General features: G+C 60.9%; 16 protein-coding genes. 9 read left to right on the forward strand and 7 right to left on the reverse strand.

The features are described 5' to 3' along the window. The first annotated feature begins 128 nt into the window (after window positions 1-128). The 8 genes from NG895_RS23155 to NG895_RS23190 all read left to right on the forward strand — a co-directional run bounded on the left by NG895_RS23155 (window position 129) and on the right by NG895_RS23190 (window position 8,733). Window positions 129-1,397: a dipeptidase gene (locus NG895_RS23155; protein WP_252854920.1), complete on the forward strand. Its 1,269-nt coding sequence runs from the start codon at window positions 129-131 to the stop codon at window positions 1,395-1,397. 215 nt (window positions 1,398-1,612) lie between these two features. After that, a complete protein-coding gene (locus tag NG895_RS23160) occupies window positions 1,613-3,028 on the forward strand; it encodes a UTP--glucose-1-phosphate uridylyltransferase (RefSeq protein ID WP_252854921.1) in 1,416 nt (471 codons plus the stop codon). A 22-nt stretch (window positions 3,029-3,050) separates the two neighbouring features. Further along, window positions 3,051-3,599 (forward strand): class IV adenylate cyclase, encoded by a 549-nt coding sequence (gene cyaB, locus NG895_RS23165; protein WP_252854922.1) that lies wholly within the window; start codon window positions 3,051-3,053, stop codon window positions 3,597-3,599. Between the two features lie 135 nt (window positions 3,600-3,734). Further along, a complete protein-coding gene (locus NG895_RS23170) occupies window positions 3,735-5,084 on the forward strand; it encodes an MFS transporter (RefSeq protein WP_252854923.1) in 1,350 nt (449 codons plus the stop codon). Window positions 5,085-5,193: 109 nt separating this feature from the next. Then, complete coding sequence (lpxB, locus tag NG895_RS23175) at window positions 5,194-6,396, forward strand: lipid-A-disaccharide synthase (RefSeq protein ID WP_252854924.1); 1,203 nt, start codon at window positions 5,194-5,196, stop codon at window positions 6,394-6,396. 63 nt (window positions 6,397-6,459) lie between these two features. Beyond that, on the forward strand, window positions 6,460-7,263 hold the full coding sequence (locus NG895_RS23180) for a site-2 protease family protein (RefSeq protein WP_252854925.1): 804 nt from the start codon (window positions 6,460-6,462) through the stop codon (window positions 7,261-7,263). Window positions 7,264-7,511: 248 nt separating this feature from the next. After that, window positions 7,512-8,063: a hypothetical protein gene (locus NG895_RS23185; RefSeq protein ID WP_252854926.1), complete on the forward strand. Its 552-nt coding sequence runs from the start codon at window positions 7,512-7,514 to the stop codon at window positions 8,061-8,063. A 379-nt stretch (window positions 8,064-8,442) separates the two neighbouring features. Further along, the gene (locus tag NG895_RS23190; RefSeq protein WP_252854927.1) at window positions 8,443-8,733 is read left to right on the forward strand and encodes a hypothetical protein; all 291 of its coding nucleotides are present in this window, start codon (window positions 8,443-8,445) and stop codon (window positions 8,731-8,733) included. Window positions 8,734-8,890: 157 nt separating this feature from the next. Here the strand turns inward: NG895_RS23190 and NG895_RS23195 are convergent, their stop codons facing one another. The 5 genes from NG895_RS23195 to NG895_RS23215 form a co-directional block, all read right to left on the reverse strand. Continuing rightward, on the reverse strand, window positions 8,891-9,967 hold the full coding sequence (locus NG895_RS23195; protein ID WP_252854928.1) for an Mrp/NBP35 family ATP-binding protein: 1,077 nt from the start codon (window positions 9,965-9,967) through the stop codon (window positions 8,891-8,893). 87 nt (window positions 9,968-10,054) lie between these two features. Further along, the gene (locus tag NG895_RS23200) at window positions 10,055-10,573 is read right to left on the reverse strand and encodes a hypothetical protein (RefSeq protein ID WP_252854929.1); all 519 of its coding nucleotides are present in this window, start codon (window positions 10,571-10,573) and stop codon (window positions 10,055-10,057) included. A gap of 65 nt (window positions 10,574-10,638) precedes the next feature. After that, window positions 10,639-11,691 (reverse strand): AAA-type ATPase lid domain-containing protein, encoded by a 1,053-nt coding sequence (locus NG895_RS23205; RefSeq protein WP_252854930.1) that lies wholly within the window; start codon window positions 11,689-11,691, stop codon window positions 10,639-10,641. Then, on the reverse strand, window positions 11,684-13,402 hold the full coding sequence (locus tag NG895_RS23210) for a dockerin type I domain-containing protein (RefSeq protein WP_252854931.1): 1,719 nt from the start codon (window positions 13,400-13,402) through the stop codon (window positions 11,684-11,686). Before NG895_RS23210 ends, NG895_RS23205 begins: the two co-directional genes overlap by 8 nt. Before the next feature lie 341 nt (window positions 13,403-13,743). Next, window positions 13,744-14,031, reverse strand: coding sequence for a calmodulin-binding protein (locus tag NG895_RS23215; protein ID WP_252855014.1), 288 nt, complete (start codon window positions 14,029-14,031; stop codon window positions 13,744-13,746). A 579-nt stretch (window positions 14,032-14,610) separates the two neighbouring features. Here NG895_RS23215 and NG895_RS23220 point away from each other — a divergent pair. Next, window positions 14,611-15,717 carry an FG-GAP repeat protein gene (locus NG895_RS23220; RefSeq protein WP_425267253.1) on the forward strand — a complete coding sequence of 369 codons (1,107 nt, stop codon included), beginning with the start codon at window positions 14,611-14,613 and terminating at the stop codon, window positions 15,715-15,717. A 76-nt stretch (window positions 15,718-15,793) separates the two neighbouring features. On the opposite strand, the gene NG895_RS23225 is transcribed toward NG895_RS23220, so the two are convergent. Further along, window positions 15,794-16,870 (reverse strand): TlpA disulfide reductase family protein, encoded by a 1,077-nt coding sequence (locus tag NG895_RS23225; protein ID WP_252854933.1) that lies wholly within the window; start codon window positions 16,868-16,870, stop codon window positions 15,794-15,796. 179 nt (window positions 16,871-17,049) lie between these two features. Then, entirely contained in the window at window positions 17,050-18,096 is a 1,047-nt protein-coding gene (locus NG895_RS23230) for a TlpA disulfide reductase family protein (RefSeq protein ID WP_252854934.1), read from the reverse strand. Window positions 18,097-18,173 lie beyond the last annotated feature (77 nt).

The following is an 18,173-nucleotide window of genomic DNA, read 5'->3' on the forward strand; positions in this document are numbered from 1 at the left end:
CAACACCACTGGTGACGAAATCTGCTTTCGCCTGGCGCGCGGACTCACTACGATAGCACGCAGCCCCGCCGGTGGACTGCCTTGTCCGCCCATGCCACCCGCCACCCGCAGCAGGACAGATTTGTGTCATGGCTATAAGTTTCCTCACCATCGTGCGCCACGGTCTGATCTTCAGCCTCGCGCTGGTCGCCTTGTTGTCCACTTCCGCAGTGCCGGCTGAAGAAGCAGAAGAAACCGTCACGGACGAGACCATGAACTACGGCGAACCAATCGTGCTGACCGAACGGGCCAAGAAGCTGCATTACGATTGCCTGCTGGTCGATGGCCACAACGACATGCCATGGGAGATTCGCGATACCTTCTCCAGTAGTCTGGCGAACGCCGATATCGCGCAGCGGCAGCCGAAGATGCATACCGACATCCCGCGCCTTCGCGAAGGGGGGGTAGGGGCGCAGTTTTGGAGCGTCTGGGTGCCTGTGAGCGCCGGCTATCGCGGCACCGCGCTGGGCGACACCATCGAGCAGATCAAGCTGGTCAAAGCGATCATCGCCCGTTACCCGAACGACTTCGAACTCGCGCTGTCGACCGACGACATCGAACGGATCCATGCCGAAGGGCGGATCGCTTCGATGATTGGCGTCGAGGGAGGGCATTGCATCGAGGAATCGATGTCGAATCTCAAAAACCTATACAACATGGGCGCGCGGTACATGACGCTCACCCATAGCGACACCTTGAGCTGGGCCGACTCGGCTACCGACGAGGGTAAGAATGACGGCCTCAACGAGTTCGGTGTGCAGGTGGTGAAGACCATGAACGACCTGGGCATGTTGGTCGACCTGTCGCATGTCTCGGTCGCCACGATGCACGACGCATTGGACGTGACCAAGGCACCGGTCATCTTCTCGCATTCCTCCGCCCGCGCCGTGGCGGGCACCAAACGCAATGTGCCCGACGACGTGCTAAAGCGACTGCCCGAGAACGGTGGTGTGGTGATGGTGAACTTCTACTCCGGATTCCTCGTGCCCGAGGCGGTGGAGAACTACGAACAGGGCATGGCGATGAAGCGCAAGCTGGAAGCGACCATGGACGAAGCCGAGGTCAAAGCCCAAATGCAGCGGTGGTACGCGGCGAACCCGATGCCCCGTGGCACGATTCACCATCTGCTCGACCATATCGACCACCTGGTGAAAGTGGCCGGCGTGGAGCACGTGGGCATTGGCTCGGACTACGATGGTGTCGACGCGCTGCCGCTACAACTCCAGGATGTAAGCACCTACCCTTACATCACGCAGGGATTGTTGGATCGCGGCTACTCGGATGAAGATATCCGAGCCATCATGGGTGGCAATCTGATGCGGGCGTTCCGCGCTGCCGAGAAAGCGGCCCAGCAGTAAGCCAGTTCGGCGAGCAGCGTCTGAAACACGGGCCGAGGCAACGGGGCTTTCGGTGCCGAGACCGCTGTGACGCGGCATTTTACCTGCCGCTAGCACGCTCGGCACCCTTGCAGCCGTCGGGCCCAGCCACGCAAGGCTAGGCATACCGGGCGCCGGCGCGGATAATCAACGGGAGTGCCCCCGTCCGTCCGTTGTTTCTCGATTTGCCGTAAACTATGCCTTCACAAGAACTTGCAAAGAGCCTGGAGTCGTTCGGTCAACAGCACCTGCTGGCGTTTTGGGACTCGCTCCCTGCCGAGCGGCAGGCCGAACTCGAGTCGCAACTCGAGTCGATCGACCTCGAATTGATCGCCGCACTGTTCAAGGGAGACGTCGATCAACCCGACTGGGCGGCCGAGGCCCGGCGGGCCACGCCGCCGCCGGCCATGCGTTTGGCCGATCGCCGTGGCGAGGGGACCTCGTCTCTGGGACTCGATCCGGTCGATGCGAAAAAGGCGGGCGCCGCAGCCATGGCCGCGGGCAAGTTGGGCATTTTGCTGGTTGCTGGAGGGCAGGGAAGTCGCCTTGGGTTCGAGCACCCCAAGGGAATGTACCCCATTGGTCCGGTGTCGGGCGCAACGCTGCTGGAGATTCACCTCCGCAAGGCGGTGGGCCTGGCCAAGAAGTACGGCAAGAGCGTGCCAGTGTACTTGATGACCAGCCCCGTGACGCACGCCGAAACGATCGCCTTCCTTGCCGATCACAATCGCTTTGGCATGCCCGAGGAGGATGTGTTTGTGTTCTGCCAGGGCACGATGCCCGCGGTGGATGAGAAAACCGGCAAGTTGCTGCTGGCCGACAAGCATCAACTGTTCTTGAGCCCCGACGGCCATGGTGGCACGGTGGCCGCGCTCGAGAAGAGCGGCGCGATTGCCAACATGAAGGCGCGCGGCATCGAGCAGTTGTTCTACTTCCAGGTGGACAATCCAATTGTACCGATGTGCGACGCCGAGCTGATCGGCTATCACCTGCTGAGCAAGTCGGAACTCACCAGCATCGCTGTGGCGAAGCAAACGCCTCAAGAGAAACTCGGCAACTTCGTGATGCTGGGCGATCGGCTGCACGTCATCGAGTACAGCGACTTCCCCGAGGACGTGGCCCAAGAGCTGAACGACGATGGTTCGCTGAAGTTCTGGGCCGGCAGCATTGCGATTCACGTGTTCGACGTGGCGTTCCTCGAGCGGATGTTGTCGTTCAAGGACGCGCTGCCGTTCCACGTGGCCCACAAGAAGGTGCCCCACCTGAATGCCGAGGGCAAACTTGTCGAACCGACCGAGCCCAACGCGCTGAAGTTCGAGCGGTTCATCTTCGATCTGCTGCCGCAGGCCGAGCGGCCGATTGTGGTGGAGTATACCGAGCAGGAGTGCTTCGCCCCGTTGAAGAATGCCCCCGGCGCGCCCAAGGACACCCCCGAGTACGTGCAGCAGTTTATGGTCGACCAACATCGCGAGTGGCTCGAGGCGGCCGGCGCGAAGGTCGACGGCGACGTGGCCGTGGAGATCGACCCCGTGTGGGCGGTCGACGCCGACGAAGTCGCCAAACGCGTGGATGCCGACACCACTTTTACCGAAGCGACCTACCTTCGCGATTAGCCCGCTTGGTGCGATCAACGTCATGCAGCTTGAAATCGAACAAAAATTCCGCGTTACCAATGCCGACGACTTGCTCGCGCGGATCGCTAACCTATCGCCGCAAGAACTCGCGCCGGTCGAGCAGCGCGATACCTATTACAACCACCCATCGCGCGACTTTCGCACCACCGACGAGGCGCTGCGCATCCGGCGTTCCGGCAATGGGGCTGTGGTTACCTACAAGGGGCCGAAGTACGACACGGTGGTGAAGACCCGCCCCGAGATCGAACTGCCGCTGGCCGAACCCGAGTCGTGGCCCGCGTTGCTCGAGGCGCTGGGGTTTGGTGAAGTCGCCACGGTGAGCAAGCACCGGCGACGATTCCAAGTGACCGCCGGCACGTTCGACGTCGAAGTAGCAATCGACCGGGTGGACGAGGTGGGGAAGTTCGCCGAAATCGAGATCGTCGCCGACCAGTCCCAGGCCGGCGAGGCTCAGAAGGTCGTGCTCGAGTTGGCTCAGCAGTTGGGGCTGGGCGAGGCCGAACCGCGTAGCTACCTGGGGATGCTGCTCGAACATCGCGAGACGATTTAAAGCTGCAGCGTCTCGCCTCGCGTAGAGCTGGCCCGGAGAGTTATCACTCAGGGGCCAATGTCGGAGAGTTCGAATGCAGGTTCGGGCTTTCGTAGCGGATCCCAGTCGCCACTTCTCCAGCCCCCGACTTTCATTTTGCGTTACTCTGACGAACTGCCAGTAGACGTCGAGCCTTACGCATCGCGGATGAAGGCCGACCCGCGGGAGCGGCGAGACGAAGCGGTGAACTTCTCGCTGCTGGCGCTACACCAGATCTTGTTGCGGGTGGGTTGGATCTTCAAGACCGAGAGCATCGTGATGCCGGTGTTCATGAGTGTCGTGGGGGGCGGGCCGGTGTTGCAGGCCTGCCTGGTGGTACTCAGTCGATTGGGGCTCAGCATTCCGCCGGTGTTGTTTTCGCGCACGCTGAAGATTGCTCACCGCAAGAAATGGTGGTACGCCGGCTGCAGCCTGGCCATGGCGGTGCCGTTCGGTGCGCTGGCCGTGCTGTGTGCGACCGGCTGGTGGCAAGACAACCAAGGGCAGCCGCGGTGGTGGATGCCCGCGGTGTACCTGGTGTTGTACGCATCGTTCTTTGCACTGACCGGCATGAACCAACTCACCGCCCACGCGCTGCAAGGCAAGTTGGTGCGTGTCGAGCGACGTGGCCGGTTGTTTACGGCTAGCGTGGTGGTGGGCTCGCCCATTGCGATTGTTGCTGCAATGTGGTGGATGCCGGGTTGGCTGGCGAGCCAGGAGCAGGGGTTCGCCGCACTGTTTGGTTGTTCGGCCGTGCTGTTCGCCCTGGCCGGCGTGGCCACGCTGTTTTTGCGTGAAGCGCCCGACGACTTCCGGCAGTCGCGTTCGCCGCTGTGGCGGTACTTCCATCATGCGTGGCAGGTGATCGAACACGATGCCAATGCCAGGGCCCTGGCCATTCTCACGGTGCTGTTCAGCACGTCGTTCATGTTGTTTCCGCACTATGTCAGCGCGGTGACCGACGGCGGCGCGTTCGATCTGCGGCGGATGACGCTGTGGGTCTGCATGCAGAACGCCGGCGTCGCCATGTTCAGTTTTATCGCCGGACCGCTGGCCGATCGCTACGGCAATCGCGCAGCACTGCATCTTACGGTGGCCGGCGCTACGATTGCGCCGCTGCTGGTGATCGCAGCGCTGTTGGGCTTCGAGCAGCTACGGGGCAACTACTCCTGGCTGGTCTTCGTGCCGCTGGGCTTCACGCCGGTGACGATACGCTTCCTCACGAATTACGCCCTGGAGATAGCCTCCCGGCACGACCATCCCAAGTACATCAGCGCTATTGGCCTGTGCATGGCGTTGCCGGTGGTGGTGGGCGCTCCGTTGGTGGGCCTGCTGGCCAAATGGGCGGGGTACCTGCCGGTCTTTACGCTGGGCTTCGTCGCGTTGCTGGTAGCGCTGTGGCAGACGTTCCGCATCGCCGAGCCCCGCCACGGCGAGTCGAGCATCATGCAGGAAGCCCTGAAATAGCCGAGTCGAATTGCGGTTTGCCCAGTTTCCCAATTCTGGGATACTCCGCGACGGATGCTGGCTGCCAGCAAGGCCGGCCCGATAAACGACTCCCCGCATGACTGCTGCGATGAAAATATTCTTTTCCGTTGGCGAACCGAGTGGCGACCTGCATGGTGCGAACCTGATTCGGGCGCTGTCCGAGCGCCAGGCGGGTGTCGAGTGCGTTGGTTTTGGTGGTCCTCGCATGGCGGCTGCCGGATGTGATCTGCACCAGGATCTCACGCAGCTCGCCATCATGTGGTTCGGCCGCGTGCTGCTGCACTTGCCCAAGTTCTTTGGCTACCTGCGCGAGGCCGACGAGTACTTCGAGCGCGAACGTCCCGACGCAGTGGTGTTGATTGACTATCCCGGCTTCAACTGGCACGTCGCCCGCAAGGCACACGATCGTGGCATTCCCGTGTTCTACTACGGTACACCCCAGCTATGGGGGTGGGCGCCCTGGCGGATCAAGAAGATGCGCCGCAGCGTAGACCATGCGTTGTGCAAGCTGCCGTTCGAGGAAAACTGGTTCCGCGAGCGCGGCGTGAACGCCACCTACGTGGGGCATCCTTACTTCGACGAACTCAGCGAGCGCCAGCTCGATGGCGAATTCATCGCCGCACAGCAGTCGGACGGCGCGCCGCTGGTCTCCATCCTGCCAGGATCGCGGACCCAAGAAGTGAAAAGCAATCTCCGCGACATGCTCAAGGCGGCCCAGTTGGTCCGCGAACAGGTGCCCGAGGTGCGTTTTGCGATTGCCTCGTTCAAGGACAGCCAGGCGAAGATGGCCCGCGGCATGTTGGCCGAGTGCGGTTTGGAGGCAGCAGTGCACGTTGGCCGTACGCCCGAGCTGATCGAGGCCGCCACGGCAACCATGGCCGTCTCGGGCTCGGTTTCGCTGGAGCTACTGTATCACACCAAGCCAACGGTCATCCTGTACCGCATTTCGCGCCTGGCCAACGCCCTGCAGCAGCGTTTCCGCAAGGTGCGGTATATTACGCTGGTGAATCTGCTGACAACCGACAATCTGTTTACCGACGCGCCCACGGTGTACGACCCTGCCTGTCCGGAAGACGCGCATGTGTTGATGCCCGAGTACCTGACCAGCGACGACCGTACGGGCGATCTCGCGCGGCATGTGGTCGAGTGGCTCACGGACCAACAGAAGCGTGACGATCTGGTCGGTCGGATGCGGCAATTGCGCGATCGCGTGGCGCTGGGTGGCGCTTCGCAGCGGGCGGCAGACTACATTACCGCTGAGCTGGGCCATCAGGGGGCCGCTGCAGCGTAAGCGCCGCAAAGGCTATACTCTACTCGAATCTTACCGCCCACCGCCCACGAGTCCGAACTCTTCATGCTTGGCGAACCTGCACCCACTCCGGCCGACATCCACTTTCGTATCGCCGGGTTTCCGGTCCGCATTCATCCACTGTTCTGGGTGATCGCGCTGCTGATCGGACTCAGCGCCTTCGATGGCGAGCCGGTTGCTTCCTTGCTGACGATGGGAGTGGTGTTCGTGTCGATTCTGGCGCACGAACTGGGCCACACCGTGATGCAGCGCAAATACGGCGGTCGGCCCCGCATTGTCTTGTGGGGCATGGGAGGACTGGCCATGTGCGACGATTGCGATCGTTCGCCTCGCAGCCAAATAATCATCTCGCTTGCCGGTCCGGTGGCGGGGTTTTTACTCGCGGCGGCCGTGCTGTTGATAGTGGGAGCGACGCGCTATATCGACTTTGTTCCGATGTGGGGTGAATTGTCGGAGCAAACGGACACACTCTACGATGAGGGACAGCTTATCCGATTGAGCCTGTTGGTCGGCAAGTTGTACTTCGAGCGGTTCGACTTGATGGCCAGTAATGTGATCGTTTGGATGCTGCTGTGGATTAACATCTTCTGGGGCCTGATGAATCTGCTGCCGGTTTATCCGCTCGACGGGGGGCAGGTGGCTCGCGAGCTGCTAACGCTGGGCCCGCGCAGTCCCCGGAACGGTATCGAACTGTCTCTGAAGATCTCCTTTGGTGTGGCAGTTGGCGTCGCCGTATTGAGTGTGATCATCACCAAAGACATCTTTCTGGCGATCCTGTTTGGCTTTCTCGCCTACAACAACTATCGCACGCTTCAGAGGTATACCGACGGTCCTGGATACGGATGGTGATGACCACAGTTGGCGTGAAAGAAACCACCGAACCAGTTGCTCGGTTGATCTTACTGGGGGCGAGCAACCTGCGGTTGGGGATCTCTACGTTGCTTCGCTCGGCGCTCGCAAGGTTTACCGGACCGTTGGAAGTTTACGTAGCGCATGGTTTCGGCCGATCGTACGGTTGGAAGTCGTCCATACCATGGCGCTCGCTGCCCGGCATCCTTCCATGTGGTCTGTGGGACGATGTGCGGAAACGACCAAGTTTGCCCACTTTCGCATTGGTGACCGATGTGGGAAACGACTTGTTGTATGGCGCGGAGGCTCAACAAATCGTTGATTGGGTTACCGAGTGCATCGCGCGACTCGAACAATTCAACGCGCGGATCGTGGTAACGGAACTGCCCATCGAATCGATTTTGGCCACTTCAAACGTCCGCTTCCAAATTTTTCGCACAATTTTTTTTCCACCGTCGCGGCTTACTCTTTCGAAGGCTCGCGACCTTGCGCAAAGAATCAATGAAGGGGTCATTGAAGTAGCCAATCGGCATGGTTGCCAGCGCTTAACTATGCCCGGTGCATGGTATGGCATCGATCCCATACACATTCGTCACAGGTATCGCCCCGTGGCGTGGCAAGCGGTAGTCGATCGCTGGCGAGAACCAAACGCTTTGCACGAAAAGTCTGTTTTTTCCAGCAAAAATCGATATCTGCTGAACACGGCACGTCCGCAAGAGCGATGCCTGTTGGGCAGGCATCAATGTTGTGCGCAACCTTCAATCGTACTTTCCGATGGTTCTCAGGTCGCTGTTTACTAGTTGCGCGACGCGCTGGTGAGCCGGTAACAGGGTGGCGTGTCGAGTGGTTGCGTTTGGCTGTTCGCTTGGCGCTCTCAACATGTTCGCGCGCGGTCGAAGTTGACCTTTCAAAGCGCTTGGAGCGCAAAAAAAGTGTTGAAGACATGTTGCATAAAGCGAAAGATTTCGTACAACTACCGACTAAGGATACATGGTAGCTTGGCGTGAGTTGCAACGTTGTGTTTGTCACGATTGTTTGTTTCACAAGTCAGGCTGCCGATGACCGTCGCGGAAGGACGGTCGTTTATTTCGCTGGCGGGTCCGGGAAGCGAACCACGAGGGTCCAACCAAGTGGCGAACTCTTCCCGACGTGCCACTTCCCGTTAATGGAGGATTGACTGTGGCCAAAAAGAAGAGGGTCAAGAAAAAGACCGCCAAGAAGAAGGCAACCAAGAAGAAGGCAACCAAAAAGAAGGCAACCAAGAAGAAGGCTGCCAAGAAGAAGAAGGCACCTAAGAAGAAGAAGGCTGCCAAGAAGAAGAAGGTAGCCAAGAAAAAGAAGAAGAAGGTAGCCAAGAAGAAGAAGGCCACTAAGAAGAAGAAGGCCACCAAAAAGAAGAAGGCTACCAAAAAGAAGAAGGCCACTAAGAAGAAGAAGGCCAAGCGGAAGACCGCGAAGAAGAGGAAGTAAAATAGAAACAGGACTCTGACGCCTTCTAGTCAGATCCTTTTGTAGTAACGAGAAAGAGCCGACGGCCCTACGCATCTGCGGACGGGCCGAACGGCTCTCTTTTTTTGCGCCTGCGGTTTTCTGCACGCCCCTCCCCAAGCCCATTGGGACGCTGGACTTACAGCACGGGAAGCGAACTGCTCGGCTGGTCGGTCCGGTTGCCGATGATGCTGTGGATCATCTGCGCCGCGATGGTCTGGAAGTAGCGGCTCGTCTCTTCGTCGGTCAGGTTGGACGAGGTCTCGCCCGCATCGCCACGTTCGCGGATGGCAATGTTGATCGGCACTTCGCCCAGGAAGGGCACGCCCAACTCGATGGCTTTGTCGCGCGCGCCGCCCGAACCGAAGATGTCGTAACGCTTGCCGTTGTCGGGGCAGAGGAAGTAACTCATGTTCTCCACGACGCCCAGCATGGGAATGTTCACCTTGTGGAACATCGCCACGGCCTTCACGGCGTCGAGCAGCGCGACATCCTGCGGAGTGCAAACCACGACTGCGCCAGACAAAGGGAGTAGTTGCGAAAGTGTCAGCGCGATATCGCCAGTGCCGGGTGGCATGTCGATGATCAGGTAGTCGAGGTCGCCCCACTCGGTGTCGCGCAGGAACTGCGTGATGGCGCCGTGTAACATCGGACCACGCCACACCACGGCTTCGCCTTCGGCGACCAGAAAGCCCATGCTCATGATCTTGAGGTCGTCTTTGACGATAGGCTGGAGCCGCTTTTCGATGACGTGCGGGCGTTGGTTGGCGCCCACCAGGTGTGGCACGCTGGGGCCGTAGACGTCGGCATCCATCAGGCCAACCTTGGCACCACTATTGCGCAGGGCATAGGCCAGCGACACGGCCACCGTGCTCTTGCCGACGCCACCTTTGCCCGATCCCACGGCAACCACGCTCTTGGCCGCCAGGCCAATCTGGCCGATGCGTTCGGCTGGCCGCTCGTGCTCGACGATCTCTACTTCCACCGCGACCTCGGCCGGCAACCGCTCGCGCAGGTGCGTCAGGCAATCCTGTCGCACCGCTTCGCGAATGGGCCCAGTCCAACTGGTGAGACCCAGTTGCACCGTTACACTGCTGTCGCTGACCTGAATATCCCGCACCTGCTCCATGCGGACGACGCTACGGCCGGTTTCAGGATCGTTAAAGTCGGCCAATGCCTGCCGAACGTCTTCTGTCTGGACGGGTGCTCCCGCCATAGTGATGCTCCATGGTTGCCGGTGGGAAAGGTGAGGGGGCGGCTCGCCGTGGTGGACGGCCGAGTGCCATAGTACAAACCGTAGGCGTCAGCGTGCCGCTTGCCAAGGCGGGGCCCAGCACGGTAGCGGCAATTCACCCAGGGAATTGGCCGCAGCGTTGGGCCGGGCCGTCAGCCAGGAGAACACCGCGGCCAGCCGCGGCACCTCGGGCGGGGCGGCGAGCACTTCCACCGCCCCCGCCTCGCGCAGCAGTTGCGTGGCTGCCGCTCGGTGATCCGGCTCGACAAGCGTCCGGCGGCACAGCAGCGCGGCTACCGGGTTTTTCTTTCGCCGCAGGTCGATCCATTCCGCCGCGGTGGACAATTGGCCGTTTGTTACCTCTACGATGTCCAGCAACTGCTGATCGTTCGCCGCGCTGTCGAGGTCCAGCAGCTCAGCAAACCGGGCCAGGGGCAGCTTCGATGGTTGCGTGCTTTGCCAGAGATTAACGCCTCGACGTACCGCGGCCATCCACACTGGGTCGTCGATCACGCACCGCACCGCTGGTCCGCGCAACTCGTGAGCGTGCGGCCAGGGAAAGGCGAGGCTGTCCGGTTGGTCTGGCATGTGGCGTCAGGCGGTCGGTCACAAGGTTTAACGTAAACTGGCGGATGCTGGGGGCAACACAGCACTCACTGCTCTTCATCGATTGGTAGAAACTCGATCCCCTCGTCGGCGTCGGGTGCCGAGGGTTCTTCCTGTGCGGTTGTCGGTTCGGTTGTGGGTTTGTCTCTTGGTGCGGCTGGTTCCACCAGTCCCATCTGTTCCAGCTTGCGATACAGGCGAGGTCGCGACACACCCAATAGTCGCGCGGCCTCGGCTTTGTTGCCGCCGGCCAGTTCTAATGCTCGCAGTACCAAAGCCGCTTCCACCCGCCCCAAATAGTCGTCCAAGTCGATCGGGGCGGGGCGATCCTCTGCCGCTGCGGCATGCTCCACGGCATGATGCAGCGTACGAGGCAGATTCTGCGGCGTCATCACGCGACCTCGGCACCGCGCGTGTGCCTTGGCCACCACGTGGCGCAGCTCCGCCAACTCGCCTGGCCAGACGTAGATCATCAACAGATCGAGTGCGTCGGGGGCCAGCTCCACGTTGGCATCGTCTTCGCGGTTGAGCTCCTTCAGCATTAGCTCGACCAGCGGGGGAATGTCCTCGGGCCGCTCGGCCAGGGGCGGCACTGCGATCTCGATGGTCGACAGCAGCGCGGATAGCTCGTCCGATATGCCGACGACCTCGGTTTGCGATTCGTCGGGCTGGGTGGCAACGATCGGCGCCGACCAATCGTCGCGGCCGCTGGCAGTCAGCAGTTCCACCTGTTGCTCGGCGGGCAGGTGATCGACCGACGAAATCAGCAGCGTGCCAGGTTCCTGGCTGCGATTCATGGCCTGTAGCACGCGGCTCAGTTCGTTGGGCAGCGCGTCCTCGGCGTCGACGGTCCACAGAGCGCCTTGGCCGTCGGGATGGCGTCGGTAGTGGATGGCCTCGGCAATTTCGTGCAGTTGCGCGGCGTCGGCGCCACGAATCATGACGCTGGCGCCACTGGCAGCGGCCGCGGCGATCTGATTGCGGACCTGCTTCATCGCAGGACTGTCGCCCGCCAAGGAAATGCACTGCTGGTCGGCGAAACGACTCGCCTGCTGCTGGCGAAAGCGAAACAGGGCGTCGGTGGGGGAGGGGTTACTCACGGCGAAATGCTGGACAGACTGCGAGTCGCGACGAAACCAACCAGGCAGCCGACAAAGCCACCACCTGCAGCCACGAGCCAGGTTCGGGCACCTGCAGTGTGGCGGCGGGCAAGGAGACTGGCTGCGTGTTGGCCAGGCCCAAGTTGGACTTCCAGATTGTATAGTCCGCGGCGTCCACCATGCCATTGCCACTGGCGTCGGCATGCGTGCCGCTGGTCACCGCGGCACCAAGTGTGTTTCGCCACACGGTATAATCGGCAAGGTCGACCAATCCATCGCGGTTGAAGTCGCCTTCGAGAATACTCACCGTGACTGCGAACACCATGTCCGAGGCAATCGAGGTCACATTCGGATCGAGGTTGCCCCGCACATGATCAGCATTGGCGGCCAGTCCACCAAACACGTGCCCCACCACCGTGTCGCCGGCAGGCAACTGGTCGAATTCGATGACGCCGTTGTCGAACGTCGGAATGCCCGGGGCGACGAAGAACTCGCCGTTTGCACCCAAACGCAGGTAGTAATCGTGCTCGTCGAGAATCACGGGAAACGCGCCTAGCAGGTGCTGCGTGTATTCGCCCTGGGCGTCGACCACGACGGAGGTGATCTGGCTGGTGTTCGGTGCGTCGTCGTCTTGCACGAAGGTGCCGGAGTTCCAGTCGTACTGATTGATGGTGATGCCGCCCATCAGCACCTCGTGCATGGCGCCGGCCGACTCGGAGTACATCCCAAACTTGGCCGAGTGGTACTGATTCATCGCCTGCTTGAAGGTGCCTGCCAGGTTGGGATCGGCCATCGTGGGGGTGCCCTGCTCGTCGATCTCTACCGGCACGGTCCACACGCCATCGTCTACGGTAAACACGCCCGACAGGGCCGTCAGTCCCTCGGTGGTGCCGCCACTGCCGTCGGGCCGCAGCACGGGGAACACGTTTAGGTCGCGGCGGCGGTATTCGTCCACGGGGGGCGTGCTCTCCGCGTCGGTGAAACTCAGCGTCGTGCCGTCGTCCACGATTTCGAAACTGCGTATCTGATTGGTGTAGGCCTGGGTTCCGTTCGGATAACCACCCGTCACGTTGTGGCCAAACACCAGATGAATCTTGTCATCCAGTTCGTACATGGCCCCGCCGGTGACTTCGAAGTGCGAATCGAACACCTGCCGGATGTGATCGCTGGCCGTGCCCGAGCCACCCTGCACCCAGTCGACCATGCCAGGCAGGTCGATGGCCGTCAGGGCGTTGATGGTGTCGTTGCCCGTGTAGCCGCCCGTCAGGTAGAGCCGATCGCCCAACTGCACGAACTGGTTGTTGGTGGTCCCGATGGAAGTGGCTTCGACGGAGCTCAGTCCCGAGTCCTCGTTGTCGTCCGGGTTCAGCGAGCGACGCCACGATTCCCCCGCCACGGGGTCGACCACCCACACGTCGTAACTGCGGTAGGCGGGCGGAAAGTTGGTATTGCCCGAGTTGGTAAAGCCATGCAGCCCGTTGGTCCGGCCGGCCACCAGCACCCATTTGCCATCGTATTCGGCCGCGGCGTACGACTGCAGTGTGGGCAGTTCGGCCGAACCGAACGAAGTTTCTGCTAGCTGCACTTGATAGGGCAGCACACCGCCGACCGACACGGGCGAGAACGTACTGGTCTGATGCTGAGCGAAGGTGGTGCTGGCGGAGATCAGGCAGCCGGCCAACAGCAGGGCGGGGCGAGAGCAATTCTTCATGGACGCGCAAGACAAGGAGGAGGCTCTGGGGGGCAGGCGCTGCTGTATCCGACACAGCGCGGCGTGTAGGCGAATCGTTGAACAGCCTATTTTAGACGAAACAGCCGCAGCTGGCGAAGATTTTGCTCAGCCGGCATTTCCGCGGGTTTTCGCCCGCTCTGCGGCGAGATGAGCGCAGTTTGGCCGTTTGCGACCCACCACAAAGCGAAACCGCGACGCCGGCCGGATGGCTGGCGCCGCGGTTTTCACGGTCCCTCATTCGCTTTGTCATTCAACCTGCGGTCGGTGCCAGTCCCCCCGAATTGACTCCGATGCAGTGGGCGGGCTCGAGAGCCCGATTGTTAAAAGACGTCGAGAATGAAGTGGTGTCCCGAGTGGTACTTGCGAGGCGACGGGTAGTAGTTGTGCCAACGCTTGTTGTAGACCGGAATCCGCATTTCTTGCGGATAGCGGTAGTACAGGCTGTCGGCACTGCGATAGTACTCGCTGCCCCAATAATTCTGCGGATAGTAGACGTACGGGTAGTGGTAAAAGCGGTTCCAGTCTTGGGTCGTGTACGTATGCCCCCAAGCCCGCCCATACGCCTGCTGGGCGTCGGCGTTTTGGGCCGACAGTCCGGCAAACAGCATCGCGGCCACGAAGGCGGCGATAGCAAAGCGGCGATGCATGGTTCCCCCCGAATGTATCAATGTCTTGTGCGGGTCATTCCCGGCGGGCTAGTGCTTTGGGTGCTCCTGGCTGCCGGTGCCTATAACATCGGCCGCCAGCGCGACCGGAATTGAGAGAAAATCCGTCACAACCGTTACAGCCGGACATTTGGGTGGGAGCGTAGGCGAGTCTGGAGCCTTTTGTAAGAGCGACGGAGCCTCAAACGATGGCGCCGGCAAGCGAATTGTTGACTCATCGCCGTCCCGGTCTAATACTGCAGACCGCACTTTTGGTCCCGATTCCTGCGGCAACGCACCGGCGGGACGGGGCTACTCTGAGTTGACATCTATTTGACGCTGTGACGTGGGAGGCGACCAATGCGAGCGAGTCGATGGGGTTTGTTAATTGTGGCGAATAGCGTACTGGGATCGCTCACAGCGTATGGCCTGCCGCCCGTCGCCGAAGTGCCGACTCTCCCTGCCGACCATGAAATCGACGGACCTCAAACCAATCACGATGGATTTGGCATCGCAGTTGGCGTTGCCGGCCAAATCGGCATTGTGGGCCGCCCCTACGCCGATGTTCAATCGGCAGTTGTTGGTGCAGCAACGCTCGTCGATCTTTCCACGGGCGAGTTGCGTGGAACCCTTGTTGCCCCCGATGGGGAGTCGGGCGACAACTTCGGCATTTCAGCAGACATCAGTGGTACAACGGCAATCGTTGGTGCTTGGAATCATAGTAGCAATGCAATTGGCTCTTCGGGCGCGGCATACCTCTTTGATGTCAGCGACCCGGACAATGCTCTCTTCCAACACAAGCTGGTCGCCTCCGATGCTCAATTGCTGGATGAGTTGGGAAAGTCGGTGGCCATCGACGGGCACGTCGCTATTGCTGGTGCTGCCGAAAACCAGGAGTCCGCTACTTCTCCCGGCGCGGCCTACGTGTTCGACACCACACTGGGTACCGAGTTAGCCATACTCACGCCAGACGATGGCGTGATTGGCGACCAGTTTGGTCTCTCGGTCGACGTCTCTGGCAATCTCGCCGTGGTGAGTAGCAACCGCGCGGCGTATCTGTTTGACGTCGATTCCGGAATGCAGCTCGCCAGGATTAATTCTCCGAGTGAACAATCGGGCGACGGCTTTGGCAGCTCAGTGGCCATTGATGGGCATACTGTCATCGTGGGAGCTAACGCCGATGATCAAAAGGGAAGTGGAGCCGGCGCTGCCTATTTGTTCGATGTTACCGATGTCGGATCGCCCGTGCTTACGTCCACACTTCGCGCGCCGGACCTCGATGAAGTGGCTCTTTTTGGGGGCTCCGTCGATATCGATGGTCAGGTGGCTGTGGTCGGAGCGAGGGGGGACGGTCGGTTCAGCAATCCCACCGGCGCTGCCTACCTGTTCGACGTGGCGAACGGAGACTTGATCGCGCGAACCGTGGCAAGCGACCTCGAACCCGATTCCGAGTTTGGTATCAGCGTCGCTATTGATGCGTCCAGGATCCTCGTAGGGTCAGACCTGGGCTCCGACTTCTTGGGCAGACCGGGCGCGGTGTTTGTGTACTCCCATCGCGTGCCGGAACCAAGTGCATGGTGCACAATCGGCTCGGCAACTGCGTGTTTGGTCGCAGGGGGGCGGTATCGCAAACTACGACGGCGGAACTGACCCTTCGTCAGTGCAGGGCGTCCTGTTGTTCTGGCTCCGCTTACAAGACGTCGATGCATGATGAGAACAACTAACTTCAGTTCTCGTCGGAACTCGCCGCGTCGCCCTTCTCCACCTGCTCCAGCAGCTTCTGTGCGTCGGCGGCGGCTTCGGTGTCGGGATAGTCTTCGATGAGTGCTTCGAGCATCCCCACCGCCTTCTTCACCGACGAGGCGGTGTTGCGCGAGCCGGTACGGATGGCGGCTGCCAGCTTCTTGGCGGCCTTGTTCTCGTTCTGCACTTCCTCCATCTGGCTGACCTGCTCGTGCTTTTCGGCAACGGCCGGGTGCATGGGGTAGCCGTCGTACTTGGCCAGGAACTGCTCGAGCGCTTGGTAGGCCGGCCAATTTTGTCCCGACTTGAGTTGCTGGCCGATGGCAGCTAGATCGGCGTTCATTGAGGCTTGTACGACGTCGAACAACTGCTTGGCAGCCACCTTGGTCGGCCCGTCGCCTTCGCGGCCGGCTCGCATGATGGCCCGCGAAGCAGAGCCATAGTTGCTGATTTCGACCTCGTGCCATGCGCGGCGCAAATCTTCCGGCATGCTGGTTGGGTCGACTAACCAACTGCCACCCTCGGAAGCTGTCGTGGCCGCGTTGTCGAGTTCGTCGGGGTTGGCCCCCTTCCACGTGCCTTTGGCGGTCAACATGCGGGCCTGGTAAATGTTCTGCAGACTGATGGTCATGCCCAGCGACGATTCTTCGAACGAGCGATCGGTATCGACAATCACGGGCCAGTCGATGTTGTTTCGCTTCAGGTATCCACGGATCTGATCCGGAGAATTTCCCGAGTTCACGGCAACAAATACCACGGGTTCGTCACGATGCCGTTCGGCCACTTCCAGGATGTCGGGCCAGCGTCCTTCGCACGTGGGGCATTGCTCTTCGAAATAGTAGAACACGATGCCCTTGCCCTGCAGGCTATCGAGCGACAACGGACCGCTGTTGAGCCATTGGTCAGGGGAGGTCGGCAAATCGGCCAACTTGCTGCTGGCGGCCGAGCTCGCTGGGGAAGACGCGGTGGTAGCGGGTTGCTGTCCCTGAACTCCCACAGGCAGAGCACCAAGACAAAGAGCCAGTACAGCAGCGCAGCTAGCAGGCAAAGAGCGTGACATGGGAATTACCTGGGGAGATGGGTTGAGTCGAGTACGTTCGGGCGATGATAACCCCGCTTGAATCAGGGGCCAAGCTTGGACGTCTCCAATCGATAAGACGTTCCTGGTTTTGCTTGAAAACGTCGGCAGAGTGCGTCGCCGTCGAAGGGGAATAGGTGAGCGGGGGGTTTTTGGTCCTCCTATCGCGGCGGTGCATGGGCCGCCGCTGCCGCTTGCGACTCGGCCACTTGCTGAAGGAGTCCCTCGGCCTTGCTGGCGGCTTCGGTGTCCGGGTACTCTGTTACGATCTTCGTCAGCATCGTTGTCGCCCGTTTAATAGCGGCCGGCGAGCCGGCCGAGCCAACACGATAGGCTTGCTGGAGTTTTTGCGCGGCCGTCTGTTCCTGCCGCACGGCGTCGGAGCTCTTGAGTTCCTTGAGTTGTTCTTCGAGCTGGGGATCGACCTCGTATCCCTGGTAGGCGTCGAGCAGCGAGCCGATCGCCTGATACGCCTGCCACTGTTCACCTTCGCTCAACAACTTGCCGATCGCGTCCTGCTCCTCGGCCAGCGACACACCTACCGCGTCGCGCAGGGCCGCAGCCGTTTGCTTCACTTCGTCGCTGCCGCGGCGTTCGTATCGCGAGATCATGGGCAGCGCTGCCGAGAAGTTGCCCAACTCCACCAGGCCCCATGCGGGGCGGAGTTCGGGCGGCACCGTGGTGGGCATGACTCGCCACCGGCCGCCCTTGGCGGCAGCTTCGATGGCGGCCGGCATCTGGCGACGAATGTTGGCTTCCCATTTGCCGTCCGCCTTGCGGATGCGGATGCCGTAGATGTTTTTCAGGCTGATGGTGCTGCCGAGCACCTGGCGTTCGAACGAGCGATCAATATCGACGATCACCGGCCAGGTGATTTGGTGTTCGCGCAAATATGCGGACAACTCCGCTGGCGGTGTGCCGGAGTTCACGCCGATCACGACCACAGGATCCAGCGCGTGCTCCTGCGCTTGCTCCAGCAGCGAGGGCCACTTCTTGGCGCAGGTGGGGCAGTCTTCCTCGAAGAAGTACAGCACGACACCCTTACCACCCAGACGTTCGAGCGACAGCGGGGGGAAGTTCAGCCACTGGTCGGGCGAGGTCGGCAGTCGGATGTCCGCGCCAATTTCGGCGGGGTCTGCCGCTGCGGCGACATGCATCGTCAAGGCGATCGCCAGACACAAGCATCCACCAAACAATCGCTGAATCACTGCAAGCCTCCCCGGAGTGTGTTCCTACTGGCCGCCTCAGCAGGTCTCATGCTGACTGTCTTGCCTATGACAGTTGA

The organism is Aeoliella straminimaris (assembly GCF_024054565.1).
Lineage (GTDB): Bacteria > Planctomycetota > Planctomycetia > Pirellulales > Lacipirellulaceae > Aeoliella > Aeoliella straminimaris.